The sequence below is a fragment of the Streptomyces tendae genome (assembly GCF_014650435.1).
Taxonomy (GTDB): Bacteria; Actinomycetota; Actinomycetes; order Streptomycetales; family Streptomycetaceae; genus Streptomyces; species Streptomyces tendae.
Map to the genome: position 1 here is coordinate 360,227 of NZ_BMUY01000004.1, position 26,074 is coordinate 386,300.

Here is a 26,074-nt window from a genome sequence, read left to right on the forward strand (position 1 = left end):
CATGCCCCGTGGCCAATCCACCGTCGGACGGGTGATGGCCCAGGTCGCCATGGTGATGAACCTCGACAAGTGCATCGGGTGCCACACCTGTTCGGTGACCTGCAAGCAGACCTGGACCAACCGCACCGGCGTCGAGTACGCCTGGTTCAACAACGTGGAGTCCAAGCCGGGCATCGGCTATCCGCGCCGCTACGAGGACCAGGAGAAGTGGAAGGGCGGCTGGACCCTGGACCGCCGGGGGCGGCTGGTGCTGCGCTCGGGCGGCCGGGTCAGGCGGCTGCTGTCCCTGTTCTCCAACCCGGACCTGCCGGTCATCGAGGACTACTACGAACCGGTGACCTACGACTACGACAACCTGGTCGGCGCCCCCGCAGGACCCGACCTGCCGGTCGCCCGGCCGCGCTCGGTGCTGACCGGCCGGCCCGCCGACATCACCTGGGGCGCCAACTGGGAGGACGGTCTGGGCGGTGCGCCGGAGCACGCGGGCGGCGACCCCAACCTGAGCGGGGAGTGGGCCGAGAAGGTCCGCTTCGAGTTCGAGCAGACCTTCCTCTTCCACCTCCCCCGGCTGTGCGAGCACTGCCTCAACCCGGCCTGCGTGTCGGCCTGTCCGTCCGGCGCGATGTACAAGCGGGTGGAGGACGGCATCGTCCTGGTCGACCAGGACCGCTGCCGGGGCTGGCGGATGTGCGTGACGGCGTGCCCGTACAAGAAGGTGTACGTCAACCACGCCACCGGCAAGGCCGAGAAGTGCACGTTCTGCTTCCCGCGCATCGAGGCGGGCCAGCCCACCGTCTGCTCGGAGACCTGCGTCGGCCGGCTGCGCTACCTGGGCCTGCTGCTGTACGACGCCGACCGGGTGGGCGAGGCGGCGGCGACCCCGGACGAGCAGGACCTCCTCGACGCCCAGCGCGGCGTCTTCCTGGACCCGCGCGATCCCGAGGTGATCGCGGCGGCGCGGGCCTCCGGCATCCCGGAGGACTGGCTGGAGGCGGCCCGCCGCTCGCCGGTGTACGACCTGGTCGCGCGGTACAAGGTGGCGCTGCCCCTGCATCCGGAGTACCGCACCCTGCCGATGGTCTGGTACGTGCCGCCGCTCTCCCCCGTCCTGGACGCCGTCACCGTGGCGGGCGGCGACCAGGAGGACCCGGACCACGTGTTCGCGGCGGTGACCCGGCTGCGCATCCCCCTCGAATACCTGGCGAGCCTGTTCACGGCCGGGGACCCGGACGTGGTGGGCGGGGTGCTGATGAAACTGACCGCGCTGCGCTCGTACATGCGCGCCGTGTCCCTCGGCGAGGAAGGGAACGAGGCGGCTCTCGGTGCGGTCGGGCTGGACGCCGCCGAGGCCCGGGACCTGCACCGGCTGCTGGCGGTGGCGAAGTACGCCGACCGCTACGTCGTTCCGGCCGCGCACAAGGAGGACGCGGCCGCGCTCAGTGCCCTGGAGAGCGGCTGCCCCGTGGAGTCGGCCGGTGCTCCGGCGGGCGGCGGGGTCGCCCTCGGCATGCCCACCCTGCGCCGTACGCCGTCGGAAGGCCCCGCATGAGCCCGCTGCCCACCACCGTCCCCGCCATCGTCCGCACCCGGGTCCGCGCGGCCGTCCGGCGCCGGGCCACGATGTCCCCCCGGGAGGCTCAGGAGCGTGCGCTGGTGCTGCGTCTGCTGTCGCTGCTGTCGCAGTACCCGGACGAGGAACTGGCTGCGCACCGGCCGGGGTTGGCGTCCGCCGTCGCGGCTCTGCCCCGGTCGTCGGCCGCCGCGGAACTGAGCGCCTTCATGAACTGGTTCGCCGTCCAGGAGCCCGACGCGCTTGCCCGGCACTACGTCGAGACCTTCGACCTGCGCCGCCGGAGCAGCCTGTACCTCACCTACTACCTGCACGGCGACACCCGACGCCGGGGCATGGCCCTGCTCACCCTGGCCCGGCGCTACCGGGCCGCCGGGTGGGACACCGACGGCGGGGAGCTGCCCGACCACCTGCCGGTCGTGCTGGAGTTCGCGGCGCTGGCCGGTCCCGGCGCGGGCGAGGCGCCGCTGCGGATGCACCGGCGCGGGCTGGAGCTGATCCGGCACGCGCTGACCGAGTCCGGCTCCCCCTACCGGCACCTGCTGTCGGCGCTGCTCGGCCTGTTGCCGCCGGCGACCGACGCGGACCGGGCGGCGGTGGCGAAGCTCGCCGCGGAGGGACCGCCCGAGGAGGAAGTGGGCCTCGATCCCTACGGAGCCGCCCACGGAGCAGGTCACGGGGCGGGTCACGGCCACCCGGCCTACGGGGACGGCGAGTTCGCCCCGCCGTCCGCCTTCGTGCCGCCGAAGGCCGCTCCGCCCGCCCGGGCCCCGCGCACCGCGGACGGCCCCCGCCCCGAAGGACGTTCATGAACGCCACCTCCTCGTCCCTCGTCGCCGCGTCGTCGTCGGCATCGGCGTCGGGAGCCGATCTCGTCCTGTGGGTCGCCGTCCCCTACGTCTGCCTCGCCGTGTTCGTGGCCGGGCACGTGTGGCGCTACCGGCAGGACCAGTTCGGCTGGACGTCGCGCACCAGTCAGCTCCTCGAGCACCGGTGGCTGCGCTGGGGCAGCCCGCTGTTCCACCTGGGGGCGTTCATGGTGATCGCCGGTCACGTGGTGGGGCTGGCCGTGCCCGCCGCATGGACCGAGGCCGTGGGCGTCGACGAGCACCTCTACCACACGGGTGCGGTGTGGGCCGGTTCGGTGGCGGGCGTGGCGATGGTCGCGGGGCTCGGCATGCTGTGCGCCCGGCGGCTGCTGTCCCGGCGGATCCGGCTGGGCACCGACCGCAGCGACAAGGTGCTGTTCCCGCTGCTGTCCCTGACCGTGCTGCTGGGCATCTCCGCGACCGCCGCGCACAACGTCCTCGGCGGCGGCTACGACTACCGGGGCACGGTGTCGGTCTGGTTCCGCGGCCTGTTCGTGCTCGGGCCCCGGCCGGAGGCGATCGCCGACGCCCCGCTGCTCTTCCGGCTGCACGCGCTGAGCGCCTGCCTGCTCTTCGCCGCCTGGCCGTTCACCCGGCTGGTGCACGTCTGGAGCGCACCGGTCGGATACCTGGTCCGCCCCTATCTGGTCTACCGCCGCCGTGCCGCCCCGGCACGGGTCTCACGGACCCGCTCGACGACGGGGAGGTAGTCCGGTGACGACGACGGGCTAGTCCTGCGCGGTGGGACGGACCACGATGTCGCCCACGTCGACGCCGTCCGGCTGCTCGACCGCGAAGGCGACCGCGCGGGCCACGGCCTGCGGCGGGATGGCGATCCGGTCCCTGGTGTCGAGGGTCCGGGCCCTGGCCCCGGCGTCCGGGATGCCGTCCGCGAAGTCCGTGTGGACGAATCCCGGTGAGACCACGGTGACCCGCAGGCTGTCACCGGCCTCCTGGCGCAGCCCCTCCGACACCGTGCGCACCGCGTTCTTCGTCCCGGCGTAGACCGACATGAGCGGGCTGATGCGCAGTCCGGCGGTGGAGACGATGTTGACGAAGTGGCCGGAGCCCTGTTCCCGGAAGACGGGCAGAGCCTCGGCGATGCCGTAGAGGACGCCCTTCAGGTTGACGTCGATCATCCGCTCCCAGTCCTCGACGCGGAGTTCGTCCAGGGGCGAGATCAGGCCGACGCCGGCGTTGCCGACGAGGACGTCGAGCCGGCCGAAGCGTTCACGGGCCAGCGCGACGAGTGCGGCGAGGTCCTCGCGGCGGGTCACGTCCGTGCGGATCCAGGCCGCCTCCCCTCCGCTCCTGCCGATGCGCAGGGCCAGATCCTCCAGACGCTCCGGACGGCGCGCCCCGAGCACCACCTTGGCTCCGCGCTCGGCGAGCAGGAGGGCGCTCGCCTCGCCGATGCCGCCACTGGCACCCGTGATCGCCACGACCTTGCCTTCGATTCCCGACATGTTGGGCAGTCCTTCCGGACGGGGACATGGGCAGAGCTGTGTCGTGCCCTAGAGTGAAAGTGGAGGCGCCCCCACTTCCGCCACAGTAAGCGGGGACGCCTCCACTTAGCAACCGGCGACGAGGAGAGGGCCGCCCATGTCCGACGCCACGAAACGGCCGCTGAGGGCCGACGCACAGCGCAACCGGGACAAGATCCTGGCCGCCGCCGTGCGGGTGTTCAGCGAGGAGGGGCTGGACGCGCACCTCGAGCGCATCGCCAGGGAGGCGGGCGTCGGCAGCGGCACCCTCTACCGGAACTTCCCCACCCGCGAGGCTCTGATCGAGGCGGCGTACCGCAACGAGGTGGCGCGCCTGTGCGACTCCGTGCCCGGCCTGCTGGCGGAGCTCCCCCCGGCCGAGGCGCTGCGCGCGTGGACCCGCCGCTTCATCGACTACGCCACCGCGAAGCTCGGGATGGCGGACGCCCTGCGGGCCGTCGTCGCCTCGGGCGGCGATCCCTACGGCGACAGCCGGCAGCTGATCCAGTCCGCCCTGACGGCCCTCATGGACGCCGGCGTCGCGGCAGATGAGATCCGGTCCGACATCAGGTCGACCGACATGTTCGCCGCCCTCGCGGGCATCGCCCTCACCTCGTCCCGCCCCGACCAGCGCGAGCAGGCCGAACGCCTTCTCGACCTCGTCCTGGACGGCCTGCGCCCCACGGCACCGCGCCCCGCATGACAGTGCCTGCCCTCACGTAGACTCCCCGGCATGGGTCGATGGGAGCCGAACGCGCGCGGCCGCCTGGAGCAGGCGGCGCTGGAGCTGTACGTGGAGCGCGGCTACGAGCAGACCCCGGTGGCCGAGATCACCAAGCGTGCGGGGCTGACGGAGCGGACGTTCTTCCGGCACTTCGCCGACAAGCGGGAGGTCCTCTTCGCCGGGTCCGGCAGGCTGGAGGAGCTGTGCGTGGGCGCCGTCGCGGCGGCGCCCCCGACGGCGAGTCCGATGGAGGCGGTGGCCGCCGCGCTCGACGCCGCGGCGGGCGCCTTCGAGGAGCGGGGTGACCTGGTCGGCCTGCGGCAGGGCGTCATCGACGCCAACGCGGAGCTGCGGGAGCGGGAGCTGATCAAGCTCGCCTCCCTGTCCGGCGCGCTCGCCGACGCGCTGCGCGGGCGCGGCGTGGCCGAACCGGCGGCGGAACTGACCGCCGAGTCGGCGATCGCCGTGCTCAAGGTGGCCTTCCGGCGCTGGATCGACGGGGGCCGGGCGCGACCGTTGCGGCCCCTGCTCGCCGAGTACTTCGACGTGCTCCGCACCCTGTCCGCACGGGGCACCGCGAGCGCCGGTTAGCCACCCGGGCGCGCCTCCCGCACGCCGGACTCCCCGTACGCCGACCTCCCGCACGCCGGAGTCCCCGCGCGCCGTCCTCCCCAGGCACCGGGCACGCCGCCGACCGGGCGGAACGCCGTGTCCGGGAGTCGTCGTCGCGGTTGCCGGGGTGTGCCGCACCCAGGCGGGGACCGTCCTGGTCCGTCCCCGATGTCCCGTACAGACTCGGCGCAGCAGATGCGGGACCATCCATCGGAAGGACATCGTCATGACGCAGACCTCCAAGGTCGTCCTGGTGACCGGCGCGAGCAGCGGGATCGGTGAGGCGACGGCCCTGCGCCTGGCCGCCGACGGCCACCGGGTGTTCCTGGGCGCGCGCCGCACCGAGCGCCTGGAGAAGCTGGCCGCGCGGATCGCCGAGGACGGCGGCACCGCGGGCTTCCGGCGGCTCGACGTCACCGACGCCGCCGACGTGCAGGCGTTCGTGTCGGCCGCGGTCGAGCGGTGGGGACGGCTGGACGTCATCGTCAACAACGCGGGCGTGATGCCGCTCTCGCCGCTCTCGGAACTGAAGGTGGCCGAGTGGGACCGGATGCTCGACGTGAACGTCCGCGGGGTGCTGCACGGCATCGCGGCCGCCCTGCCGGTCATGCGGGCGCAGGGCGGCGGGCACGTCGTGAACATCGCGTCGGTCGGCGCGTACGAGGTGGTGCCGACCGCCGCCGTCTACTGTGCGACCAAGTTCGCCGTGCGCGCCCTGTCCGAGGGGCTGCGCCAGGAGTCGGCCGGGGACATCCGGGTCAGTGTGGTCTCCCCGGGCGTCACCGAGTCGGAGCTGGCCGACTCCATCTCCGACCCGCGTGCGCGCGAGGACATGAAGACCTACCGCTCGGTGGCCGTTCCGGCGTCCGCGATCGCCGACGCCATCGCCTTCGCCGTCTCCCGGCCCGCCGAGGTGGACGTGAACGAGATCGTGGTGCGCCCGGCCGCCAGTGCGCAGTAGGCGGCCTGTGCGCCACCCGGCACGTCGCTAGCCGGCGTCCAACGGCCGTTCGAAGAAGGTCTCCAGGACCACCGTCGCCTGGGTCCCGCTCACCCCGTCGATCGCGTAGAGGCGGCGCAGCACGTCCTGGAGCCGCTCGGTGGTGGCCGTGCGCACCTTCACCAGGACGGCCGCGCTGCCCGCGATGACGTGCGCCTCCTGGATCTCCGGCACGGCGGCGAAGTCCTCGGCCCGGTCGCCCATCCACGCCGTCGAGTCGACCAGCACGAAGGCGAGGACACCGCGGTCGAGCGCCTCGGGGTCGACGTCGACCGTGGTCGACCGGATGACGCGCTGTTCGCGCAGTTTGCGGACGCGCTCGTGGGCGGCGCCCGCCGACAGACCCACCTCCCGGCCCAGTGCGGCGTACGGCCGGGTCGCGTCCTGCTGGAGCAACGCGATCAGTCGTCGGTCGATCTCATCCACTGACTTCATTCGTGGACCATATCTGGTTCGGTGATGTGCATGCTACGTTGAACGAGGTACTGATCACCGCGCTGAGAGGACACCATGTCCACCGACGGCCCGTACGAGATCCTGGACGACCGCTTCCGCACCGGACGCTGTGCGAACGGAGACAACAGGCTGGAGGTCCTGTACGACGGCTGCCGCTGGGCCGAGGGGCCGCTGTACCTCCCCGCCTGGCGTCAGCTGGTCTGGAGCGACATCCCCAACGACCGCATCCTGCGCTGGGACGAGGCCACCGGTTCGGTCGGCGTCTTCCGCACTCCCGCGGGCCACAGCAACGGCAACACCCTCGACCGGCAGGGCCGCCTGGTCACCTGCGAGCAGGGCAACCGGCGCGTCACCCGTACCGAACCCGACGGGACGGTGACCGTCCTGGCCGAGCGCTTCGACGGCAGGCGGCTCAACAGTCCGAACGACTCCGTCGTCCGCTCCGACGGCACCATCTGGTTCTCCGACCCGGACTTCGGCATCACCAGCGACTACGAGGGCCATCGCGCCGAGTCCGAGATCGGCGCGTGCAACGTGTACCGGATCGACCCGGTGTCCGGACAGGTGCGGCTCGCCGCCGACGGTTTCGACGGGCCCAACGGCGTGATCCTCTCCCCCGACGAGCGGCGGCTGTTCGTCTCCGACTCGCGGGCCGCCCGGATCCACGCGTTCGACATCCGGGAGGACGGCACGCTGTCCGACGGGGAGGTCTTCGCCGAGGGCCGGGGGGACGTGCACTTCGACAACATCCGCTTCGACGACGAGGGCCGCCTGTGGGCCGCCGCGCTGCACGACGGTGTCCACTGCTACGACCCGGACGGCACCCTCATCGGCCGGCTGCGCGTGCCCGAGCCCGTCTCCAACATCGCCTTCGGCGGCCCCAAGAACAACCGCCTGTTCATCACCGCCACCACGTCCCTGTACTCACTGGTGATGTCGGTGACGGGGGCGCCGCGCGTCTGAGGACCGCCACCGTCCCGACCGCACCCGGTCACGTCCGGGTCCGTCGGTTAACCGGTGTACAGAAAGGGGCCGTTGCGACGTAGGTTGTGGGCAAGCACCCACGCCTCGGCTGAAAGACGGACCGCACCCATGAGCGACCCCTCGACGACTCCCGGCCACACCGCGCAGCAGAAGATCGACACGTCCGTGCCGCACTCGGCCCGGATCTGGAACTACTGGCTGGGCGGGAAGGACAACTACCCGGTCGACGAGCAGGCCGGCGACGCGTACACCGCCGTCTTCCCCGGCATCGTCACCGTCGCCCGCAGCAGCCGCGCCTTCCTGCGCCGCAACATCACCCACCTGGTCGCCGAGGCGGGCATCCGGCAGTTCCTCGACATCGGCACCGGCCTGCCCACCGCGGACAACACCCACGAGGTCGCCCAGCGCATCGCGCCCGAGAGCCGGATCGTCTACGTCGACAACGACCCGATGGTCCTCGCCCACGCCCGCGCGCTGCTGTACTCCACGCCCGAGGGCGCGACCGCGTACATCGACTCCGACGTGCTCGACCCCGACACCGTCCTCGAGGCGGCCGCCCGGACGCTGGACTTCGACCGGCCCGTCGCGCTGATCCTCAGCAACATCCTGGGGCACATCCCCGACTACGACCAGGCACGTTCCGTCGCCGCCCGGCTCGTCGACGCCCTGCCGTCCGGCAGCTACCTCTCGATCAACGACGGCTCGCGCGGCATCGACCCGGAGTTCGACCGGGCCCAGGACGGCTACAACGAGAGCGGTGCCGCGCCGTACATCCTGCGCACCGTCGACCAGATCACGGCGTTCTTCGACGGTCTGGAGCTGGTGGAGCCCGGCGTGGTCCCGGTGACCCTGTGGCGTCCCGAGGAGGGCGACGACGCCCCGAAGCTCATCGGCGAACACGGCGGGCTCGCCCGCAAGCCGTGACGTCCTGACCCGCGCCCGACCGAGAGGAAGCCGCACCATGTCCGCATGGCCGTTGCCCGAGTCGTACCGCAGTGGTTCGGGCACCGTCCGCTGGAACCGGCTGGGCGCCCCGGACGGGCGTCCGCTGGTCCTGTTGCACGGCACGCCCTTCTCCTCGTACGTCTGGCGCGCCGTGGCCCGCTCGCTGGGCCGCCACCATCAGGTCTTCGTGTGGGACATGCCCGGCTACGGGGCATCGGAGAAGGGCGCCGGGCAGGACGTGTCCCTGGCCGCGCAGGGCCGCGTCTTCGCGGAGTTGCTGGAGCACTGGGGGCTGGCGGAGCCTCTGGTGGCGGCCCACGACTTCGGGGGTGCCGTCGCCCTGCGGGCGCATCTGCTGCACGGTGCCCGGTACGGGGCGCTCGCCCTGGTCGACCCGGTCGCGCTGGCCCCATGGGGGTCGCCGTTCTTCCGGCTGGTCCGCGACCACGCCGAGGTCTTCGCGCAGCTGCCCGAAGCACTGCACCGGGCGCTGGTGCGCGAGTACGTCGGTTCCACCGGCGGTCCGGGGCTGCACCCGGCGGTCCTGGACCGGCTGGTCGAACCCTGGCTGGGAGAAACGGGGCAGCCGGCCTTCTATCGGCAGATCGCCCAGGCGGACCAGCGGTACACGGACGAGATCCAGGACCGGTACGCCGGGATCGACGTCCCGGTGCTGGTCTGCTGGGGTGAGGACGACGCCTGGATCCCCGTGGCCAAGGGGCGCGAGCTGGCCGGTCTCGTCCCCGGTGCCGGGTGGGAGCCGATCGCCGGTGCGGGCCATCTGGTGCAGGAGGACGCGCCCGCCGAGCTGACGGCCGCCCTGCTCGACTTCTTCCGCGGCGTTTCCTGACGGCCGCCCGTCCGGGGGGCGACATGCCGCAGGGCGGGGCCCCGGGAAACGAGCGTTCCGTTCCCCGGGACCCCGCCCTGCTCGGCGATCTCCCGATCAGGCGGGGGTGATGTTCTCCGCCTGCGGGCCCTTCTGGCCCTGGGTGATGTCGAAGGTCACGGCCTGGCCTTCCTGCAGCTCGCGGTAGCCCTGAGCGTTGATGTTGGAGTAGTGCGCGAAGACGTCGGGGCCGCCGCCGTCCTGCGCGATGAAGCCGAAGCCCTTTTCAGAGTTGAACCACTTGACAGTTCCGCTGGCCATGCCTTTTGCCTTTCAGCCGTTATCGGATTCGCACCGCGCGAACCCGGAGGTGGTCGTCCTGGTCCTCCGGCATTGCACAGCAAACCGCCCGCACTCCTGGGCGGGCGGTCTGGGCGAACCACGACATCTGCTGCTGACGCTACACGGCATGTCCGAGCCCCACCAGTGAGTAAGGGGTGTGAGCGGGAACCTTGTTGCCGACCCGAGCCCTCTACCGCCTTCGCGCGGGTCGCCGCTGCGCCATCCGGGGGAGACGGCGAGGCGGCCGCACAACCCGGTTCCTGAAGTGGTCTAGCTATGAAGAGTCCACACACGGAGTCGGAGATCGATATGACCGTCAGCAAAGCGCTGGCCCTGGTGATCGGCGCTGTCATGTGCACCGGCGTGCTGGCCACCGGCTGCGCCCGGGAGCACGCGGGCACCTCGTCACAGGACGCGCACGCACCCGGGAGCAGCTCCGCGGCCCCCCGGCCCGCTCCCCCGCGCTCCTTCCCCCGCCCGCTGCCCGGGGTCGGGCCGGTCATGCGGGAGCGCCTCCCGGACGGCACCCGGCAGGCCCTGGTGGTGACCGGCGAGACCGAGAGCTCCTCTCAGGCGCAGGTGGTGCTCTACGAGCAGTACCCGGCCGAGGGCTGGCGCGCGGTCGCCGGTCCCTGGCCCGCGCACAACGGCCTGCGCGGCTGGACCGACGACCACGAGGCGGGCGACCTGCACACGCCCATCGGCGTCTTCGGCCTCAGTGACGCCGGCGGCCGGCTGCCCGATCCGGGCACCCTGCTCCCCTACGACGAGGACCCGGAGTTCTCCGTGTCGGGCACCGGGTACCTGGGCGAGCCCCTGGAGGGGTCGTTCGACTACGTGGTCGCCATCGACTACAACCGGGTGCCCGGCACCACCCCGCTGGACAAGACCCGCCCCCTGGGCGAGGACAAGGGGGGCGGGGTCTGGATCCATGTGGACCACGACGGGCCGACCAACGCGTGCGTGTCCCTGAGCGAGGAGCACATGCGCGCGTTGCTGACCGCCCTGGACCCGGACAAGGAGCCGGTGGTCGTCATGGGCCCGCGGGAGGTCCTGGTGCGCTAGGCAGTGCGCGGCGGTTCCCGGGCGGCCGTGCTGCCCGCGGGCCGTGTCAGCCCACGGGTGGCATGTCGGTGGGCGTCGAGTCCAGGCCGGGCCTGCGCTCACGCCAGGCGCCCCGGGTGAAGTCCGGGATCTCGACGGGACGGCCGCCCCGGGCCAGCGAGGTGACGCTGAGCGGGACGGGCGAGCACCAGGCGGCCGAGTCGTAGACGTCGATGTCCGGCACCAGCCCCGCGCGCATCAGCTGGACGGTGCGCCACTGCAGGACGTAGTCCATGCCGCCGTGGCCGCCGTTGTTCGCGGCGTCGTCGCCGACCTTCTGCCACAGCCAGTGGTCGTACTCCTTGCGGTAGGTCTCGAAGTCCCGCCAGGTGTGGCCGCTGTGGTCGGGTTCGATGTAGATGCGGGCGCCGGTCGGGGCGGGTCCGGCGTAGTCCTCGACGATGCCGCGGCTGCCGGCGAGGGTGTTGATCCGGCTGTAGGGCCGGGGCGAACTCACGTCGTGCTCCGCCCTGATGGTCCTGCCCTTCGCCGTCTCGATCATGCAGGTGACCAGGTCACCGTTGATGTAGGTCTCCTTCCAGGACGGGTGGTCGCGCGGGACGAAGCGGGCCCGGTAGTCGGCCAGTCCCTTCGGGGCCGTCGAGGTGGCGCGCAGGGTGGTCATGCGGTCGCCGCGGTTGACGTCCATGGCCGCCGCGATCGGGGCGAGGCCGTGCATGGGGTAGAAGGAGGCGGTGCTGCGGGTGTGCCAGAGCCGCCGCCAGGAGTCGGTGTAGTAGGTGTCCGAGAAGAGGAGTTCGCGCAGGTCGTGCAGGTAGCCGCCGTGGCCGTTGGTGAGGTCGCCGAACAGGCCGTCGTGCGCCGCCTTCAGCATGGCCAGTTCGTTGCGGCCGTAGTTGCAGTTCTCGGACAGGAGCAGGTGTCTGCGGGTGCGCTCGGAGGTGTCGACGAGGTCCCACAGCTGGCGCAGTTCCGTCGCGATGGGGAGTTCCACGACGGCGTGCCTGCCGCTGAGGAGTGCGGCCCGGCCGTGCTCGTAGTGGAACTCCCAGGGCGTGGCGACGTACACCAGGTCGATGTCGTCGCGGCGGAGCATCCGGGCGTAGGAGTCTGCGGAGCCGCCGTACTCGGCGGGGCGCGGGTTGCCCCCGCTCTCCAGACGGTCGGCGGCGCGTTTGGCCCGGTCGGCGCGGATGTCGCAGACGGCGGTCACGGTGCAGCCGGGCACGGCCGCCCAGCCGGTGATCATGCCGCCTCCCCGGTTGCCGAGGCCGATGACGGCGACACGCACGGTTCTGTGGGCGGCGAAGGGCACGCCGATCATCGACTTCTGGCCGGGCCCGCGGCGGGGCGCCTGCCCGTCCGCGGCGGACGCGGACGGGGCCGCGGCCCCGATCCCGGCCGCGAGGGCGCCGGAGGCGGCGGCCGAGCCGAGGAGCAGGCGGCGCGAGAGGGAAGGGGGTTGGGACATGACGGCAACACTCCTCGTGGGCTTCGGGCAGCACGGTGGGGGCACGGTCGGGCGTTGTCGAGCACTGTCGGGGCATGACTCTGCGGCGTCAGCCGTGACATGTCAATACGTGCTCGATACAAAGCCGTTCCGAGCATTTCCGCGCAGTTCCGCGTGCCTGGGGTGCCGCTACATCCCGTCCTGCACCACCCCGCGTGTCGAGAGCGTGACGGGGTCCTTGGTGGTGAAGTCCCCCGGCGGGATGCCCGGATGGTGCCCCTCGTCGGAAGGCGGTGCCTGGTCGCGCGGGCCCACGGTGAGCCGGGAGACGATCCGGTAGCGGTCGCCCCGGTAGAGGGAGTGCACGTACTCGACGGGCCGGCCCCGGGTGTCGGTGGTCAGGCGCTCGAAGAGCAGCGCCGGGGAGAGTTCGGGCACGTCGAGCAGGTCGGCCTCGGCGCGTGTGACCACGGTGGGTTCGATGGACTGCACGGCCTCGCTGACCCGCACGTCGTGCCGCTCGACGAGGTGCTCGTACAGGTCGCCCTGCTCCAGTTCCTCACTGGTCAGGTCCGGGACGAGGTCGGCAGGCACGTGCAGGTACTCGATGGCCATCGGTGAGCCGTCCACCAGCCGCAGACGTGCCACGTAGTGGATCCGCGCCGCCGGCGACATGCGCAGCCTGCGGCCGACCCGGGCGCCCGCGGGCAGGGTGCGGACCTCCAGGAGCCTGCTGGTCCAGGCGCCGGCGGCCGGCGGGAGGCTGAAGGCCCGGCGGTCGGAGACCAGTTCCTGGGTGATCTTCTCGGCGGCGACGAACATGCCCCGGCCGTGCTCGCGCACCAGCAGCCCCGCGACCACCAGTTCGTCGACCGCGGCCCGCAACGTGGGCCGGGACACGCCGAGTTGGGCGCACAGGGTCCGCTCCGAGGGAATCGCGTCGCCGGCGCGCCGGTCCTCGATGAGTTCCAGGACGGCGTCGCGGACGCGCTCCCGCTTGAGCACCGCACCGGAGGCGGCGGCGTCGATCTCCATGCAGCACTCCCCTTTGACTGGTCTGCTGGTCAGCCGAGCTTACCTGTCCACCTCGGGCGCGAACCAGCCACTCCCGGTGCCGGATCGGCTGAAAACCCGTACAGACGTGAGGGGTTGACGCCCTCATTGGTCCATGCCACCTTCGACCAACGCCCACTGGTAAGCCCAGCGCCCCTTACTGGTCAAGTGCGGATGTGTGTCGTCCCTTCCAGCTCTCCCAGAGGTGAACCGTGAAGTACCGTCCGCTCGCCCTGCTCTCCGCGCTGGTGCTCGGCGCCGGGCTCGCCGGCTGTTCCTCGTCCGGCGGCTCCTCCGACGACGCCGGGGACGGCAGCACGGCCCTCGACGTGTGGCTCATGCGCGACAGCGTCTCGGCCGCGTTCCAGAAGGAGTTCGAGACGGGCTTCGAGAAGGCCCACCCCGAGATCGACCTGCGGATCCAGATCCAGGAATGGGAGGGCATAGGCGAGAAGGTGACCGCGGCCCTGGCCAGCAACGACGCCCCCGACGTCATCGAGGTCGGCAACACCCAGGTCGCCCAGTACGCCCAGAGCGGCGGCCTGACCGACTTCTCGGACCGCGTCGGGGAACTCGGCGGCGCCGACTGGCTGGAGGGGCTCGCGGAGCCCGGGTCGTACGAGGGCAAGCAGTACGGCATTCCCTACTACGCCGCCAACCGGGTCGTCATCCACCGCACCGACCTGTTCGAGAAGGCCGGGATCGATCCCGCGGGGATCAGGACCAGGGACCAGTGGATCGCCGCGACCCGCAAGCTGAACACGGGCGGGACCCAGGGCATCTACCTGCCGGGGCAGAACTGGTACGTGCTGTCCGGCTTCGTCTGGGACGAGGGCGGCGACCTCGCCGCGAAGTCCGGCGGCGAGTGGAAGGGCGGTCTCGACAGCCCCGGGGCGCTGCGCGCCATGGACTTCTACCGGCGCCTCCAGGCCCTCGGCAAGGGTCCCAAGGACTCGGACGAGTCCCAGCCGCCGCAGGCCGAGGTGATGGCGAAGGGGCAGGTGGCCCAGATCATCGCCGTGCCGGGCGGGGCCAAGGTCATCGAGGAGAGGAACCCGGAACTCAAGGGCAAGCTGGGCTTCTTCCCGATCCCCGGCAAGAGCGCCGACCGTCCGGGCGCCGTCTTCACCGGCGGTTCCGACCTGGTCGTCCCAGCGGTCGCCGCGCACCAGGAGGAGGCGTTCACCCTCATCCGCGAACTGACCGGTGACGCCTGGCAGAAGAAGCTCGCCGTCGCCATGAGCTACGTGCCGAACAAGACGACCCTGGCGGGCGCGGTCGCCGACGACCCGGGCACCGCGGCCATGGCGGCCGGCGCCGTGAACGGACACGCCACGCCCAACACGCCCCAGTGGGCCGCGGTCGAGGCCAAGAACCCGATCAAGGAGTACATGACGGCCGTACTCACCGGCGAGGACGCCGGGTCCGCGGCGGCCGACGCCTCCCGGACCATCACCGAGACGCTGGGCAGCGACTCCTGACCTTCGCGGACCCGCAGAGCCGCAGACCTGCAGACCACGACGATCAGGAGGCGACGTGTCGACCGTCCGTGAGCGGAGCGTGCCGCGCGATGCCGGCCGCCGCCGCCCGCCCGTGACCGCCGGGCACTCCGGCGGGCGCGGCCGGGGCACCCTCTGGCCGTACCTGCTGGTCGCGCCCGCGGTACTGGGCATGCTGTACCTGCTGCTCTATCCGCTGGCCCGGGCTGTGCTCATCTCCTTCCAGGACTTCCGGCTGCGTCAGCTGATCCTGGGGGACGCCGACTTCGTCGGGCTGCGCAACTACCGGACGCTGCTCGGCGACCCGGAGTTCTGGGAGGTGGTGCGCCGCACCTTCGTGTTCATGGCGGTCAACGTCGTAGCGATCATGGTGCTGTCCACCTTGGTCGCGCTGATGACCGAGCGGCTGGGCCGGGTGGCCAGGACCGTGGTGCTCAGCTCCCTGGTCCTGGTCTGGGCGGTACCGGTGGTCGCGGCCACCACCGTGTTCCAGTGGCTGTTCCACTCCGAGTTCGGCATCGTCAACGAGACCCTCACCGGGCTCGGGTTCGAGTCGTACGAGGGCTACCCCTGGTTCGCGCACGGCGGGGCCGCGTTCGGCATCGTGGTGGTGCTGATCGTCTGGCAGTCCGTGCCCTTCGCCGCGATCACGCTCTACTCGGCGCTGGTCACGGTGCCGGCGGAGCTGTACGAGTCGGCCCGCATGGACGGCGCGGGGGCCGCGCGCGTCTTCCGGTCCGTCACGTTCCCGCTGATCCGGCCGATCTTCATGCTGGTCCTCTCCCTCGAGGTGATCTGGACCTTCAAGGCGTTCGTGCAGATCTGGGTGATGACCCGCGGCGGGCCGGGCGAGGCCACCACCATCCTGCCGGTCTACGCCGTGCAGACCGCGCTGGCGGGCCAGCGCTACGACCTGGGCTCTGCGGCCTCGATGCTCACGGTCCTGCTGATGAGCGGCGTCCTGGTCCTCTACTTCCGCCAACTGTTCCGTCAGGAGGGCGAGCAGCCGTGAGCACCCCGCAGTCCCGTCCCCCGGTGCGCCGCGCGCTGCGCCGCCTCCCGCTGAACGCCGCCGCCGCACTCACCGTGGTGGTCTGCCTGTTCCCCGTGTACTGGATGGTCACGACCGCGTTCAAACCGTCCACGGACATCCAGAGCTACGATCCCCGGCTGGTGCCGAGCAGGTGGACGTTCGAGCACTTCCGGGTGGCGGTCGGGGCCGACGGCTTCGCGCTGTTCTGGCGCAACAGCCTCCTGGTCACCCTGAGCGCCGTCCTCCTCGCCCTGCTGGTCGCCCTCGGCGCCGCCTACGCCGTGGCCCGCATGCGCTGGCGCGGGCGGCGCCAGTTCATGCTGGCGGTGTTCATCGCGCAGATGGCGCCCTGGGAGTCACTGATCATCCCGATCTACATCATCTCCCGCGACACCGGGATGCTCGACCGGCTGCCGACGCTGACCCTGATCTACTTCATGATCACGCTGCCGTTCACGGTGGTCGTGCTGCGCGGCTTCATCGCGGGCATCCCGCCGGAGTTGGAGGAGGCGGCGCAGGTCGACGGCTGCACCCGGGCCGGGGCGTTCCGCAAGGTGGCGTTCCCGCTGCTCGCCCCCGGTCTCATGGCCACCTCGCTGTTCGGTTTCATCACCGCCTGGAACGAGTTCACCTACGCCAACTTCCTCATCATCAAGCAGCAGGACAGCCGCACGCTGCCGGTGTGGCTCTCCTCGTTCCAGTCGACCTTCGGCACCGACTGGGGGGCCACCATGGCGGCCTCCACGCTCTTCGCGCTGCCCGCGCTGATCATCTTCCTCGCCCTGCAACGGCATGTGACGGCCGGGCTGGCGTCGGGAGGCGTCAAGGGCTGACCGGGCCCGCCGTCCCCTCCCTCACCCGTCCTTCCTCCCGCCCCTCGCCCCGTCCTTCCTCCCGCCCCTCACCCGTCCTTCCTCCCGCCGCTCGCCGTCGCGCACCGAACGACCACCGGAGTCGCCCCGTGGACCTGCCACGCCCCGAACTGGCCCTCGTTCCCCGCCCCCGCCGCCTCTCCACCCGCTCCGGCCGCTTCCGTCTCGACGGCACGACCCGGCTGCGGGTCACCCCGGGGGCCGGTCCCGCCGCGGCCCTGCTGCGCACCCTCCTCGCCCCGGCCACCGGGCTGCGCCTGGACTCCGCGACCGACGGGACCTTCGTACTCGCCCTCGACCCGGCGCTGACCGGCCTCGGCGAGGAGGGGTACGGACTGACCGTGAGCCCCCAGGGCGTGCTGCTGCGGGCCGCCCGCCCGGCCGGGCTCCTGCGCGGAGTGCAGACGGTGCGGCAACTCCTGCCCTACGACGCCCTGTCCGGGCGGCCGGTGCGGGGCGTGCCGTGGGAGCTGCCCGCGGTGGAGATCACCGACGTGCCCCGCCACGCCTGGCGGGGTTCCATGCTCGACGTGGCCCGGCACTTCCAGCCGGTGTCGTATCTGCGGCGCTACGTCGACCTGCTGGCGCTGCACAAACTGAACGTCTTCCACCTCCACCTCACCGACGACCAGGGCTGGCGGATGCCGGTGGCCGCCCACCCCCGGCTCACCGAGGTCGGCGGCCGGCGCGCGGAGTCGATGGTGGGCCCCGCGGGCAGCGACCGGTTCGACGGCGTGCCGCACGCCGGCGCCTACACCCGTGCCGAGCTGCGGGGTCTGGTCGCGTACGCGGCGGAGCGCGGCGTGAGCGTCCTGCCGGAGACCGGCGTGCCGGGGCACGTCCGCGCCGCGCTGGCCGCCTACCCCGAGCTGGGCACCGACCCCGCCCGCCGGCTGGACGTGTGGACGCGCTGGGGGGTGTGCGAGAACGTCCTGGGCACCGGCGAGAACGTCCTGGACTTCTTCCGTACCGTCCTGGACGAGGTGATGGACGTCTTCCCCTCTGCGTACGTGCACATCGGCGGGGACGAGGTCCCCACGACGGAGTGGGAGCTGAGTCCGGCGGCGCGGGCCCGGGCCGCCGGTGAGGGCCTGGCCGGGCCCCGTGCGCTGTACCCCTGGTTCATCGCGCGGCTGTCCGAGCACCTGGTGCGCGCCGGACGCAGGCCGGTGGTCTGGGCCGAGACCGGCGTCGCCCTCCCCCTGGACTGCACGGTGATGAGCTGGCGCGAACCGGCGCACGCCCGGGCGGCGGCACTGCGCGGTCATCAGGTCGTGCATGCCGACCACCGCGCGGCCTACTTCGACTACGCGCGCAGCGCGAGTCCCGGGGAGCCGCCCGCACAGCCCGGCGGCATCGTCGACCTGCGCGCCGTCCACGCCATGGACCTCGCCCCGCCGACGCGGGAGGCGGCGTCCCGGGTACTGGGCGCCCAGGGGCAGTTGTGGACGGAGTTCGTACGCACCCCCGAGCACATCGAGTACCTCACCTTCCCGCGGCTGTGCGCACTCGCCGAGCGGGTCTGGGACGGCACGGCGGACTGGCGGGACTTCACGGCGCGGCTGGCCGGACACCGCGCCCGCCTGGACGCCCTGGACGTCCCGCACGCCGACCCGCCGGCCGGGCTCCCCGTGACGATCCCCCACACCCCGCACCACCCACCGACGCTCCCGCTCAGGCGGGAGCCGTGCCGAAAGGATCCCGCATGAGAAACCGACCCACCGCAGGCCGCGCGCGCCTGGCGCTCGCCGTGGCCGTCGTCCTGGGCGGCGGTGCCCTGACCGCGCTCCCGGCCCAGGCCGCCTCCGCGGCCGACAGGCTCACGGTCCAGTACCGCACCAGTGCGAGCGGGGCCACGGCGGACCAGACGGAACCCTGGTTCAAGGTCCGCAACACCGGCTCGTCCACCGTGCAGCTGAGCCAGGTGAAGGTCCGCTACTACTTCAAGGCCGACTCCCCCGACGCCTCGTACCGTTTCGCGTGCTCCTGGGCGGTGCGCGGCTGCTCCGCCGTCACCGGCACGTTCGGCACCCTGAGCAACCCGACCGCGACGGCCGACCGCTACCTGGAGGTCGGCTTCACCTCGGCGGCCGGCACCCTGGCCCCCGGCGCGGACACCGGTGACCTGCAACTGCGCTTCTACCGGAGCAACTGGCAGACGCTGCGGCAGAGCGACGACTACTCCTTCGACGGCGCCCGGACCTCGTACGGCGACTGGGACAGGGTCACCGCGCAGCTGTCCGGCGCCACCGTCTGGGGGACGGCCCCCGAGGGCAACGACCCCACCGACCCGACCGACCCGACGGACCCCACCGATCCGCCCGGTGGCGGCCAGACCCTGTTCGACGACTTCGACTACGGCTCGCACACCGATCCCGCGCTCTCGGCGCACGGCTGGAGCGTGCGCTCCAACTCCGGCGGGCCCGGCGTGCCCGGCGCCACCTGGGACCCCTCGAAGGTCACCTTCGTCTCCGCCGGCGGCAACTCGGTGATGAACCTGGAGACCTCCACGGCCGGCACCGGCGCGTCCACCACGCAGACCGAGGTGCTGACCAAGTCCGTGAAGTTCCGCAACGGGACCTACGCCGCGCGCGTGAGGTTCTCCGACGTGCCGAAGTCCGGGCCCGACGGGGACCACCTGGTGCAGACCTTCTTCACCATCAACGACCTCAAGGCGCCGATGGCCGACGACTACGCCGAGTACGACTTCGAGTACCTGCCGAACGGCGGGTGGGGCGAGCCGTCCAACATCCTCTACACGACCTCCTGGGAGACCTACAACCCCGATCCCTGGCAGGCCGTCAACCAGCACTCCGAGCAGCGCAGCAGCTACGCCGGCTGGCACGACCTGGTGGTGACGATCGACGACGGCGCCATCACCTACTACGTGGACGGGCAGTTGTTCGGCACGCACGGCGCGCAGTACCTGCCGGAGCGGCCGATGTCGATCAACTTCAACCAGTGGCTGATCGACCTGAACGGCCAGACCTCGACGACGCCCCGCTCCTACGACCAGCAGGTCGACTACGTCCTGCACGTCAAGGACCAGGTGCTCACCCCGGCCGAGGTGGCCGCGAAGGTCGCCGGGTACCGCACCGCCGGTACCGGGTTCGTGGACGAGGTGCCCGCCTCGTGACCCCTGGCGGGGACGGTCAGAACAGCGGCTCCTGACCGGGCGCGGGCCGTCCCCGCCGGCCGCGCGGCCGGGCGCCGGGTGCGGGTGCCGTCTCGCCGAACAGCGGGGCGGTGCCGTACTCGTCGGGCTCGGCCGGGACGGTGGCGGGGCCGGTGCCCACGTTGAGGACCAGAGGGGCGTCCCGGTCGAAGTCGCCCGGCGTCATCGCCACCCAGTCACGGTCCTGCCGCTCTCCCACGCACCGACACCTCTCTCGCGCCGCCCGCCGCGACCACGCGACGCTACCAGCCCGGCCGGAGCGCCGTGATCACGGCTCCCGCCCGGCCCGCATCCATCGTTCCCCGGCAGCCGGGAAGCGACGCACCATGATTGATTCTGCACAGTACGAGCCCTTTTCGATCATCTTCATGCATCAGCTCTCTCGTTTCGAACTCTTGACAGGCCCTGATCCTGTCGATTTACTCCCGATCAACGCCGATGTCGTGTGATCGGCGGCAGAGGTACGCCCAGCCGGTAGCTGGCTTCGCGCCAGGAGCCCGGACTGAGTCGCCAGGACGGCCACGCGCCTCCGAGGCGGGGACGTGCCCACCACCCTCCGGAGCTCGAACCATGAGCCGTACGCAGGTGCACACCTCCAGGAAGCCGGTGCTGGCCGGCATCGGTGCCACCGCCGTCCTCGTCACCGCCGCCGCCCTCGTCCCGGGCAGCACCCCCGCCGAGGCGGCGACCTACACCCCGCCCCCCGCCCATGCGGGCTTCGACTACCAGATCGGCGGCGCCTACACCCCGCCGGCCGGTGTCGAGGTGGTCAGCCGCGACCACACGGCCGCCCCCGCGCCGGGTGTGTACAACATCTGTTACGTCAACGCCTTCCAGGCCCAGCCGGGCGCCGAGCAGGACTGGGACGACGACCTGCTGCTGCGCGACGCGAACGGCGACGTCGTCTACGACACCGACTGGGGCGAGGCCTTCCTCGACATCCGCACCGCCGACAAGCGCGAGCGCATCGCCGAGAAGGTCGGCAACTGGATCGACGGCTGCGCGGACAAGGGCTTCCAGGCCGTCGAACCGGACAACTACGACAGCTACACCCGCGCCGGCGACCTGCTGGACGCCGCCGACGCGCAGGGCCTGATCAAGCTGCTGGCCGAGCGCGCGCACGCCGACGGGCTGGCCATCGGGCAGAAGAACACCGTCGAACTGGCCCCGAACCGCGAGCAGAACGGGCTGGACTTCGCGGTCGCCGAGGAGTGCGGCGAGTGGGACGAGTGCGGCGACTACACGGCCGAGTTCGGCGACCGGGTGATCGTCATCGAGTACACCGCCAAGGGTCTGTCGAAGGCGTGCGCGGGTTTCGGCGACGAGCTGAGCATCGTCCGGCGCGACCTGGACGTGGCGCCGAAGGGCAGCAGCGGCTACGTCCGTGAGACCTGCTGACACCGCCCGACGGCCAGTGAAGTCCTTGGAGGTACAGATGGATGCGGTCCGACGTGCCGCGCGCCCCTCGCGCAGGGGCGTGCTGCGGGCCGGCGGGGGTGCCGCGCTCGCGGCGGTCGCGGGCACCGCGGTGACCGGCTGCGGGGCCGGTACGGACGACGGCGTCGCGGCCGACGGCACGGTCACCGTCGAGATGTGGCACGGCCAGGCGGACACGGCGAAGAAGGTCCTGGAAGGACTCGTCGCCGACTTCGAGCGGGCCCACCCGAAGATCAGGGTGAAGCTGGGCGGCGGTGTGCTGTCCGACGTGATGCTGCAGAAGGTGACGGCCGCCCTCGCCGCCGGTTCCTACCCCGACATCGCCTACATCTTCGGGTCGGACCTGGCCCGGGTGGCCCGCAGCCCGCAGGTCGTGGACCTCACCGACATGGTCGGGTCGGGGCCCGTTCCGTGGAAGAACTACTGGGCGGCCTCCAGGGACGCCGTCACGCTCAACGGCAGGGTCAGGGCCGCGCCCGCGGTGCTCGACTCGCTCGCCGTGGTCTGCAACAGGAAGCTGTTTCGCGAGGCCGGTCTGCCGCTGCCGAAGGCCGGCTGGACCTGGGAGGACTTCGTCTCCTCGGCCCGCGCGCTCACCGAGTCGGGCCGGGGCCGGTTCGGCACGGGCTGGCCGGGCACGGGCGACGAGGACACCGTGTGGCGGCTGTGGCCGCTGATCTGGGACCTGGGCGGCGACGTCGTGGACGACGGCGGCAAGGGCATCGGTTTCGCCGACACCGGCGCCCGGGCGCTCCAGGTGGTGGCCGACCTGGCCCGGGACAAGAGCGTGTACGTCGATCCCAAGCCCGGCAGCGAGCAGATGTACCAGGTCTTCCAGTCCGGCCGCATGGGCATGGTGGTCACCGGGCCGTGGCAGCTGCCCGACATCGAGACCGCCGGGATCGACTACCACGTCGCTCCCCTGCCCTCCTTCAGCGGACGCCCGGTCACCATCTCGGGGCCCGACACCTGGACTGTGTTCGACAACGGCGAGGCCCGGTCGAAGGCCGCCCGGACCTTCCTGACCTGGCTGGCCCGGCCGGAGCAGGACGTGCGCTGGGACATCGAGGCCGGCAGCCTCCCGCTCAGCCGCCGCACCGAGGCCCTGCCCGCCTGGCAGGACAAGGTCGCCCGCACCGAGGGCCTGAACGTGTTCACCACGGCGTTGGAGACGGCGCGGGTGCGCCCCGTCCACCCGGCGTACCCGGAGGTCTCGCAGGCTCTGGGGCAGGCGGTCGTCGCCGTGCTCCTGGGGCGCAGCACCCCCGAGAAGGCGCTGCGTGCCTGCGCCGACGAAGCCAACGCCGCCCTGCTCATCCCGCGTTGAGGAGCCACACCGCCATGCCGCGCCTCCCCCGCCCCATCACCGTCGAGGGCCCGCCGCCGGACCCACGGCCACTGCGCCGCAAGCGCCGCCGCGAAACCGGCACCGCCTGGGCGTTCGTCTCCCCGGCGGTCCTGATCGTCCTCGGTCTGAGCATCGTCCCGGTCGTCTGGTCGCTGCTGCTGTCCTTCCAGGCCAGCGACCTGGTGACGCCCAGCCGCTGGGTCGGCCTGGACAACTACCGCGCCCTCGCCCAGGACCCGAACTTCAGCCAGGCGGTCCGCAACACCCTGCTCTACACGGTCCTGTACGTGCCGCTGAGCCTGCTGTTCGGCCTGGCCCTCGCCCTGGTACTGAACCGGCGCATCCGCTTCGTCGGCCTCTACCGCACCCTGATCTTCGTGCCGTTCGTGCTGTCGGCGACCGCGCAGGGCGTGCTGTTCTCGTTCATCCTGGACCCGGAGTTCGGCGCCGCGAACTCGGTGCTGCACCGGCTCGGCGTCTCCTCGCAGGGCTTCCTGTCCGATCCCTCCCAGGCGCTCCTGGTGCTGGTGGCGATCACGCTGTGGAGCGGCACCGGATTCTGCGTCGTGGTCTACCTCGCCGCCCTCCAGGACGTGCCGCAGTCCCTGATCGAGGCGGCCCGCCTGGACGGCGCCGGACGCCGGCACCTGCTGCGCCACGTCACGATGCCCACGCTCACCCCGGTCACCGTCTTCCTGGTGCTGTGGCAGGCCATCCAGTCCCTCCAGGTCTTCGACCTGGTGTACGTCACCACCAAGGGCGGTCCGCTCGGCTCGACCACGGTGATCGTCTACTTCATCTGGGAGCAGGCCTTCAAGAACGCCACCGCAGGATACGGGGCCTCGGCCGCCTACGTCCTGGCCGTCGCCCTCGGCCTGGTCGCCGGGGCCGTCCGTATCGTCCGGCGTCGGGGACGCCACCGTCTCGAAGGGGCACGCTCATGACGGCGACCTCCGCCCGGCCCGGCACCGCCGCCGCCGCCCACGAGCTCGCGCAGGCCCCCGCGGCCGGCGAACGGCGCCGCCTCCGGCTCCCGTTCAGTCCCTGGCACCTGCTGCTGGCGCCGCTCGCCCTCGTGTTCGCCGTGCCGCTGGTCTGGCTGGTGCTCAGCTCCGTGATGAGCAACGCGGAGATCAACCGGTTCCCGCCGGCCCTGTGGCCGTCCGGCATCGACCTCGGCGGCTACCGCTACGTGCTGGGCAACGCGATGTTCCCCCGCTGGTTCGTCAACTCGCTGATCGTCTCCGCCGTCACGGTCGCCGCCAACCTCGTCTTCGGCTCGCTGGCCGGATACGCCTTCGCCCGGATGCGGTTCGCGGGCTCCCGGGTGCTGATGGGGCTGATGCTGGCCACCATGGCGGTGCCGTTCCAGCTGACGATGATCCCAACCTTCCTCGTGATGAAGAAGCTCGGCCTCATCGACACCCTGGGCGCGCTGATCGTGCCGTCCCTGGTCACGCCCTTCGCGGTGTTCCTGCTGCGGCAGTTCTTCCTCTCGCTGCCCAGGGAGCTGGAGGAGGCCGCCTGGATCGACGGCTGTTCCCGGTTGCGGGTGCTGTGGCGGATCGTGCTGCCGCTGTCCCGGCCGGCGCTGGCCACGGTGGCCGTGCTCACCTTCCTGACCACGTGGAACGACCTGACCTGGCCGCTGATCGCCATCAACCACGACACGCAGTACACCCTGCAACTGGGCCTGACCACGTTCCAGGGGCAGCACCACACCCAGTGGGCGGCCGTGATGGCGGGCAACGTCATCACCGTGCTGCCGGTCCTGCTCGCCTTCCTCGGCGCGCAGAAGACCTTCATCCAGTCGATCACCTCCAGCGGACTCAAGGGCTGACCACCCGCCCTCCGTCCGCCGCCACCCGCAACGGAAAGAACCCCGCATGAGCACCACCGCCCACCCGTCCGCACCCAAGATCACCTTCGTCGGAGCCGGCAGCGTCGTCTTCACCCAGGGTCTGCTCGCCGACCTCTTCGCCTTCGACGAACTCAAGTCCGCGCACATCGCGCTGCACGACATCGACGCGGAGCGCCTGGCCACCGCGCGGGCCGCCGCCGAGTACATCGCCGCCGAACGCGGTGCCCGGCCCCGCATCACCGCGCACGCCGACCGCCGCGAGGCCCTGGTCGGCGCCGACTTCGTCATCAACATCGTGCAGGTCGGCATGGGCGAGGCGACCCGTACCGACTTCGAGGTCCCGGCCCGGTACGGGCTGCGCCAGACCATCGGCGACACCCTCGGCGTCGGCGGCATCTTCCGGGCCCTGCGCACCTTCCCACTGCTCAAGGCGCTCGGCGAGGACATCGCCGAGGTCTGCCCGGACGCCTGGCTGCTCAACTACACCAACCCCATGGCGATGAACGTCCAGTACCTCGCCGAGGCGACCGGCCTGACCCGGGTGGTGGGCCTGTGCCATTCCGTGTACTGGACGGTCCAGGGCCTGTGCGAACTGCTGAAGGTCCCCTACGAGGAGGTCACCTACCGGGCCGCGGGCGTCAACCACCAGGCGTGGATACTGCGTCTGGAGCACGGGGGCGAGGACCTCCACCCGCGCCTGGACGCCCTGATCGCCGAGGACCCGCAGCTGCGGCGCCGGGTCCGCATGGACATGTACCGACGCCTTGGTCACTACCCGACGGAGACCAGCGAGCACTCCTCCGAGTACGTCCCCTGGTATCTGCACCACGACAGCGAGATCGACCGGCTGCGGCTGCCCGTCGGTGCCTACCTCGGCATCGTCGACGAGAACGTGGCCGAGTACGAGCGGACCCGCGACGCGCTGGCGTGCGGTGCGCCGCTCACGGTCGAGGGCACCATGGAGTACGCGCCGCAGATCATCCACAGCATGGTGACCGGCACGCCCCGCACCGTCTACGGCAACGTGCCGAACCACGGTCTGATCGAGAACCTGCCCGCCCGGGGCACCGTCGAGGTGCCGTGCCTGGTCGACGCCGCGGGCCTCCAGCCCACCCGCATCGGTGCGCTGCCCCCGCAGCTGGCGGCCCTCAACCGGGCCTACCTCAGCACCACCGACCTGGTGGTGCGGGCGGCGACGGAGGACGACCCACGGCACATCAGGCACGCGGCGATGGCCGACCCGGCGACGGCGGCGACCCTCAGGGTCGAGGAGATCTGGCAGTTGTGCGACGACATGGTCCGCGCGCACGGGGACCGCCTGCAACCGGGGCTGCGGGGCGCACTCGCCCTCTGAGCCGACCGCCTCGCGGCGGTACTGGTGCGGCCCCGCGTACGGGGGAGAACGCGGGGCCGCACCTTGCAAGCTATCGGAGTAAGCGGTCGTCTGCCAGACCCGACGCCCCCCG

The 26,074-nt window shown here is 71.9% G+C and carries 26 protein-coding genes; 20 read left to right on the plus strand and 6 right to left on the minus strand.

Annotated features, from left to right (window positions below; genetic code table 11):
• Position 1 precedes the first annotated feature (1 nt).
• The 3 genes from narH to narI are packed head-to-tail and all read left to right on the plus strand — an operon-like array spanning position 2 to position 3,149.
• Positions 2-1,549 (plus strand): nitrate reductase subunit beta, encoded by a 1,548-nt coding sequence (gene narH, locus IE258_RS13640; RefSeq protein ID WP_189743196.1) that lies wholly within the window; start codon positions 2-4, stop codon positions 1,547-1,549.
• The gene (narJ, locus tag IE258_RS13645) at positions 1,546-2,382 is read left to right on the plus strand and encodes a nitrate reductase molybdenum cofactor assembly chaperone (protein WP_189743198.1); all 837 of its coding nucleotides are present in this window, start codon (positions 1,546-1,548) and stop codon (positions 2,380-2,382) included. The genes narH and narJ overlap by 4 nt, the downstream gene beginning before the upstream one ends.
• Positions 2,379-3,149 carry a respiratory nitrate reductase subunit gamma gene (gene narI / locus IE258_RS13650; RefSeq protein WP_189743200.1) on the plus strand — a complete coding sequence of 257 codons (771 nt, stop codon included), beginning with the start codon at positions 2,379-2,381 and terminating at the stop codon, positions 3,147-3,149. Before narJ ends, narI begins: the two co-directional genes overlap by 4 nt.
• Positions 3,150-3,167: 18 nt before the next feature.
• Here the strand turns inward: narI and IE258_RS13655 are convergent, their stop codons facing one another.
• Entirely contained in the window at positions 3,168-3,905 is a 738-nt protein-coding gene (locus tag IE258_RS13655; RefSeq protein ID WP_109030939.1) for an SDR family oxidoreductase, read from the minus strand.
• 136 nt (positions 3,906-4,041) lie between these two features.
• On the opposite strand from IE258_RS13655, the gene IE258_RS13660 reads away from it, so the two are divergent.
• The 3 genes from IE258_RS13660 (at position 4,042) to IE258_RS13670 (ending at position 6,220) form a co-directional block, all read left to right on the plus strand.
• Positions 4,042-4,626: a TetR/AcrR family transcriptional regulator gene (locus IE258_RS13660; protein ID WP_189743202.1), complete on the plus strand. Its 585-nt coding sequence runs from the start codon at positions 4,042-4,044 to the stop codon at positions 4,624-4,626.
• Positions 4,627-4,656: 30 nt separating this feature from the next.
• Positions 4,657-5,238 carry a TetR/AcrR family transcriptional regulator gene (locus tag IE258_RS13665; protein ID WP_189743204.1) on the plus strand — a complete coding sequence of 194 codons (582 nt, stop codon included), beginning with the start codon at positions 4,657-4,659 and terminating at the stop codon, positions 5,236-5,238.
• Positions 5,239-5,485: 247 nt separating this feature from the next.
• Positions 5,486-6,220, plus strand: a complete 735-nt coding sequence (locus tag IE258_RS13670) for an SDR family oxidoreductase (protein WP_189743206.1) — start codon at positions 5,486-5,488, stop codon at positions 6,218-6,220.
• Between the two features lie 27 nt (positions 6,221-6,247).
• On the opposite strand, the gene IE258_RS13675 is transcribed toward IE258_RS13670, so the two are convergent.
• On the minus strand, positions 6,248-6,685 hold the full coding sequence (locus IE258_RS13675; RefSeq protein ID WP_121717088.1) for an Lrp/AsnC family transcriptional regulator: 438 nt from the start codon (positions 6,683-6,685) through the stop codon (positions 6,248-6,250).
• 84 nt (positions 6,686-6,769) lie between these two features.
• Here IE258_RS13675 and IE258_RS13680 point away from each other — a divergent pair, with 84 nt between their 5' ends.
• The 3 genes from IE258_RS13680 (at position 6,770) to IE258_RS13690 (ending at position 9,494) form a co-directional block, all read left to right on the plus strand.
• Positions 6,770-7,678, plus strand: a complete 909-nt coding sequence (locus IE258_RS13680) for an SMP-30/gluconolactonase/LRE family protein (protein WP_189743208.1) — start codon at positions 6,770-6,772, stop codon at positions 7,676-7,678.
• 129 nt (positions 7,679-7,807) lie between these two features.
• Positions 7,808-8,623 carry an SAM-dependent methyltransferase gene (locus IE258_RS13685; protein ID WP_189743210.1) on the plus strand — a complete coding sequence of 272 codons (816 nt, stop codon included), beginning with the start codon at positions 7,808-7,810 and terminating at the stop codon, positions 8,621-8,623.
• Between the two features lie 37 nt (positions 8,624-8,660).
• Complete coding sequence (locus IE258_RS13690) at positions 8,661-9,494, plus strand: alpha/beta fold hydrolase (RefSeq protein ID WP_189743212.1); 834 nt, start codon at positions 8,661-8,663, stop codon at positions 9,492-9,494.
• 96 nt (positions 9,495-9,590) lie between these two features.
• Here the strand turns inward: IE258_RS13690 and IE258_RS13695 are convergent, their stop codons facing one another.
• The gene (locus IE258_RS13695; protein WP_003978336.1) at positions 9,591-9,794 is read right to left on the minus strand and encodes a cold-shock protein; all 204 of its coding nucleotides are present in this window, start codon (positions 9,792-9,794) and stop codon (positions 9,591-9,593) included.
• Between the two features lie 330 nt (positions 9,795-10,124).
• Between IE258_RS13695 and IE258_RS13700 the strand changes: the two genes are divergently transcribed.
• On the plus strand, positions 10,125-10,880 hold the full coding sequence (locus IE258_RS13700) for a hypothetical protein (protein WP_189743214.1): 756 nt from the start codon (positions 10,125-10,127) through the stop codon (positions 10,878-10,880).
• Between the two features lie 46 nt (positions 10,881-10,926).
• Here IE258_RS13700 and IE258_RS13705 read toward each other — a convergent pair whose 3' ends face one another.
• Positions 10,927-12,351, minus strand: coding sequence for a Gfo/Idh/MocA family protein (locus tag IE258_RS13705; RefSeq protein WP_189743216.1), 1,425 nt, complete (start codon positions 12,349-12,351; stop codon positions 10,927-10,929).
• A 168-nt stretch (positions 12,352-12,519) separates the two neighbouring features.
• Positions 12,520-13,365 (minus strand): GntR family transcriptional regulator, encoded by an 846-nt coding sequence (locus IE258_RS13710; RefSeq protein ID WP_189743219.1) that lies wholly within the window; start codon positions 13,363-13,365, stop codon positions 12,520-12,522.
• A gap of 230 nt (positions 13,366-13,595) precedes the next feature.
• On the opposite strand from IE258_RS13710, the gene IE258_RS13715 reads away from it, so the two are divergent.
• The 5 genes from IE258_RS13715 (at position 13,596) to IE258_RS13735 (ending at position 19,923) form a co-directional block, all read left to right on the plus strand.
• Positions 13,596-14,864, plus strand: coding sequence for an extracellular solute-binding protein (locus IE258_RS13715; protein WP_189743220.1), 1,269 nt, complete (start codon positions 13,596-13,598; stop codon positions 14,862-14,864).
• 55 nt (positions 14,865-14,919) lie between these two features.
• Positions 14,920-15,894 (plus strand): carbohydrate ABC transporter permease, encoded by a 975-nt coding sequence (locus IE258_RS13720; RefSeq protein WP_189743222.1) that lies wholly within the window; start codon positions 14,920-14,922, stop codon positions 15,892-15,894.
• Positions 15,891-16,748 (plus strand): carbohydrate ABC transporter permease, encoded by an 858-nt coding sequence (locus tag IE258_RS13725; protein ID WP_159323716.1) that lies wholly within the window; start codon positions 15,891-15,893, stop codon positions 16,746-16,748. Before IE258_RS13720 ends, IE258_RS13725 begins: the two co-directional genes overlap by 4 nt.
• Positions 16,749-16,876: 128 nt before the next feature.
• Positions 16,877-18,496: a beta-N-acetylhexosaminidase gene (locus tag IE258_RS13730; RefSeq protein ID WP_189743224.1), complete on the plus strand. Its 1,620-nt coding sequence runs from the start codon at positions 16,877-16,879 to the stop codon at positions 18,494-18,496.
• Positions 18,493-19,923 carry a cellulose binding domain-containing protein gene (locus tag IE258_RS13735; protein WP_189743226.1) on the plus strand — a complete coding sequence of 477 codons (1,431 nt, stop codon included), beginning with the start codon at positions 18,493-18,495 and terminating at the stop codon, positions 19,921-19,923. Before IE258_RS13730 ends, IE258_RS13735 begins: the two co-directional genes overlap by 4 nt.
• Positions 19,924-19,939: 16 nt before the next feature.
• Here the strand turns inward: IE258_RS13735 and IE258_RS13740 are convergent, their stop codons facing one another.
• Positions 19,940-20,161 (minus strand): hypothetical protein, encoded by a 222-nt coding sequence (locus tag IE258_RS13740; RefSeq protein WP_127892607.1) that lies wholly within the window; start codon positions 20,159-20,161, stop codon positions 19,940-19,942.
• 371 nt (positions 20,162-20,532) lie between these two features.
• On the opposite strand from IE258_RS13740, the gene IE258_RS13745 reads away from it, so the two are divergent.
• Genes IE258_RS13745 through IE258_RS13765 form a run of 5 tightly spaced genes read left to right on the plus strand, consistent with a single transcriptional unit; the run spans position 20,533 to position 25,962 of the window.
• On the plus strand, positions 20,533-21,360 hold the full coding sequence (locus IE258_RS13745; protein WP_189743228.1) for an endo alpha-1,4 polygalactosaminidase: 828 nt from the start codon (positions 20,533-20,535) through the stop codon (positions 21,358-21,360).
• Between the two features lie 37 nt (positions 21,361-21,397).
• The gene (locus IE258_RS13750) at positions 21,398-22,726 is read left to right on the plus strand and encodes an ABC transporter substrate-binding protein (RefSeq protein ID WP_189743230.1); all 1,329 of its coding nucleotides are present in this window, start codon (positions 21,398-21,400) and stop codon (positions 22,724-22,726) included.
• Positions 22,727-22,740: 14 nt separating this feature from the next.
• Positions 22,741-23,691 (plus strand): carbohydrate ABC transporter permease, encoded by a 951-nt coding sequence (locus IE258_RS13755; RefSeq protein ID WP_159323721.1) that lies wholly within the window; start codon positions 22,741-22,743, stop codon positions 23,689-23,691.
• Entirely contained in the window at positions 23,688-24,587 is a 900-nt protein-coding gene (locus IE258_RS13760; RefSeq protein WP_189743232.1) for a carbohydrate ABC transporter permease, read from the plus strand. Before IE258_RS13755 ends, IE258_RS13760 begins: the two co-directional genes overlap by 4 nt.
• Positions 24,588-24,633: 46 nt before the next feature.
• Positions 24,634-25,962 (plus strand): alpha-glucosidase/alpha-galactosidase, encoded by a 1,329-nt coding sequence (locus IE258_RS13765; RefSeq protein ID WP_189743234.1) that lies wholly within the window; start codon positions 24,634-24,636, stop codon positions 25,960-25,962.
• The last annotated feature ends 112 nt before the right edge of the window (positions 25,963-26,074 follow it).

Bases quoted from the DNA above. Each gene is read 5' to 3' on its own strand.
- IE258_RS13735 (WP_189743226.1), top strand. From the start codon at position 18,493: ATGAGAAACCGACCCACCGCAGGCCGCGCGCGCCTGGCGCTCGCCGTG.
- IE258_RS13700 (WP_189743214.1), top strand. From the start codon at position 10,125: ATGACCGTCAGCAAAGCGCTGGCCCTGGTGATCGGCGCTGTCATGTGC.
- narI (WP_189743200.1), top strand. From the start codon at position 2,379: ATGAACGCCACCTCCTCGTCCCTCGTCGCCGCGTCGTCGTCGGCATCG.
- IE258_RS13710 (WP_189743219.1), bottom strand. From the start codon at position 13,365: ATGGAGATCGACGCCGCCGCCTCCGGTGCGGTGCTCAAGCGGGAGCGC.
- IE258_RS13765 (WP_189743234.1), top strand. From the start codon at position 24,634: ATGAGCACCACCGCCCACCCGTCCGCACCCAAGATCACCTTCGTCGGA.
- IE258_RS13750 (WP_189743230.1), top strand. From the start codon at position 21,398: ATGGATGCGGTCCGACGTGCCGCGCGCCCCTCGCGCAGGGGCGTGCTG.
- IE258_RS13670 (WP_189743206.1), top strand. From the start codon at position 5,486: ATGACGCAGACCTCCAAGGTCGTCCTGGTGACCGGCGCGAGCAGCGGG.
- IE258_RS13660 (WP_189743202.1), top strand. From the start codon at position 4,042: ATGTCCGACGCCACGAAACGGCCGCTGAGGGCCGACGCACAGCGCAAC.
- IE258_RS13705 (WP_189743216.1), bottom strand. From the start codon at position 12,351: ATGTCCCAACCCCCTTCCCTCTCGCGCCGCCTGCTCCTCGGCTCGGCC.
- IE258_RS13680 (WP_189743208.1), top strand. From the start codon at position 6,770: ATGTCCACCGACGGCCCGTACGAGATCCTGGACGACCGCTTCCGCACC.
- IE258_RS13690 (WP_189743212.1), top strand. From the start codon at position 8,661: ATGTCCGCATGGCCGTTGCCCGAGTCGTACCGCAGTGGTTCGGGCACC.
- IE258_RS13685 (WP_189743210.1), top strand. From the start codon at position 7,808: ATGAGCGACCCCTCGACGACTCCCGGCCACACCGCGCAGCAGAAGATC.
- IE258_RS13665 (WP_189743204.1), top strand. From the start codon at position 4,657: ATGGGTCGATGGGAGCCGAACGCGCGCGGCCGCCTGGAGCAGGCGGCG.
- IE258_RS13760 (WP_189743232.1), top strand. From the start codon at position 23,688: ATGACGGCGACCTCCGCCCGGCCCGGCACCGCCGCCGCCGCCCACGAG.
- IE258_RS13755 (WP_159323721.1), top strand. From the start codon at position 22,741: ATGCCGCGCCTCCCCCGCCCCATCACCGTCGAGGGCCCGCCGCCGGAC.
- narJ (WP_189743198.1), top strand. From the start codon at position 1,546: ATGAGCCCGCTGCCCACCACCGTCCCCGCCATCGTCCGCACCCGGGTC.
- narH (WP_189743196.1), top strand. From the start codon at position 2: ATGCCCCGTGGCCAATCCACCGTCGGACGGGTGATGGCCCAGGTCGCC.
- IE258_RS13655 (WP_109030939.1), bottom strand. From the start codon at position 3,905: ATGTCGGGAATCGAAGGCAAGGTCGTGGCGATCACGGGTGCCAGTGGC.
- IE258_RS13695 (WP_003978336.1), bottom strand. From the start codon at position 9,794: ATGGCCAGCGGAACTGTCAAGTGGTTCAACTCTGAAAAGGGCTTCGGC.
- IE258_RS13745 (WP_189743228.1), top strand. From the start codon at position 20,533: ATGAGCCGTACGCAGGTGCACACCTCCAGGAAGCCGGTGCTGGCCGGC.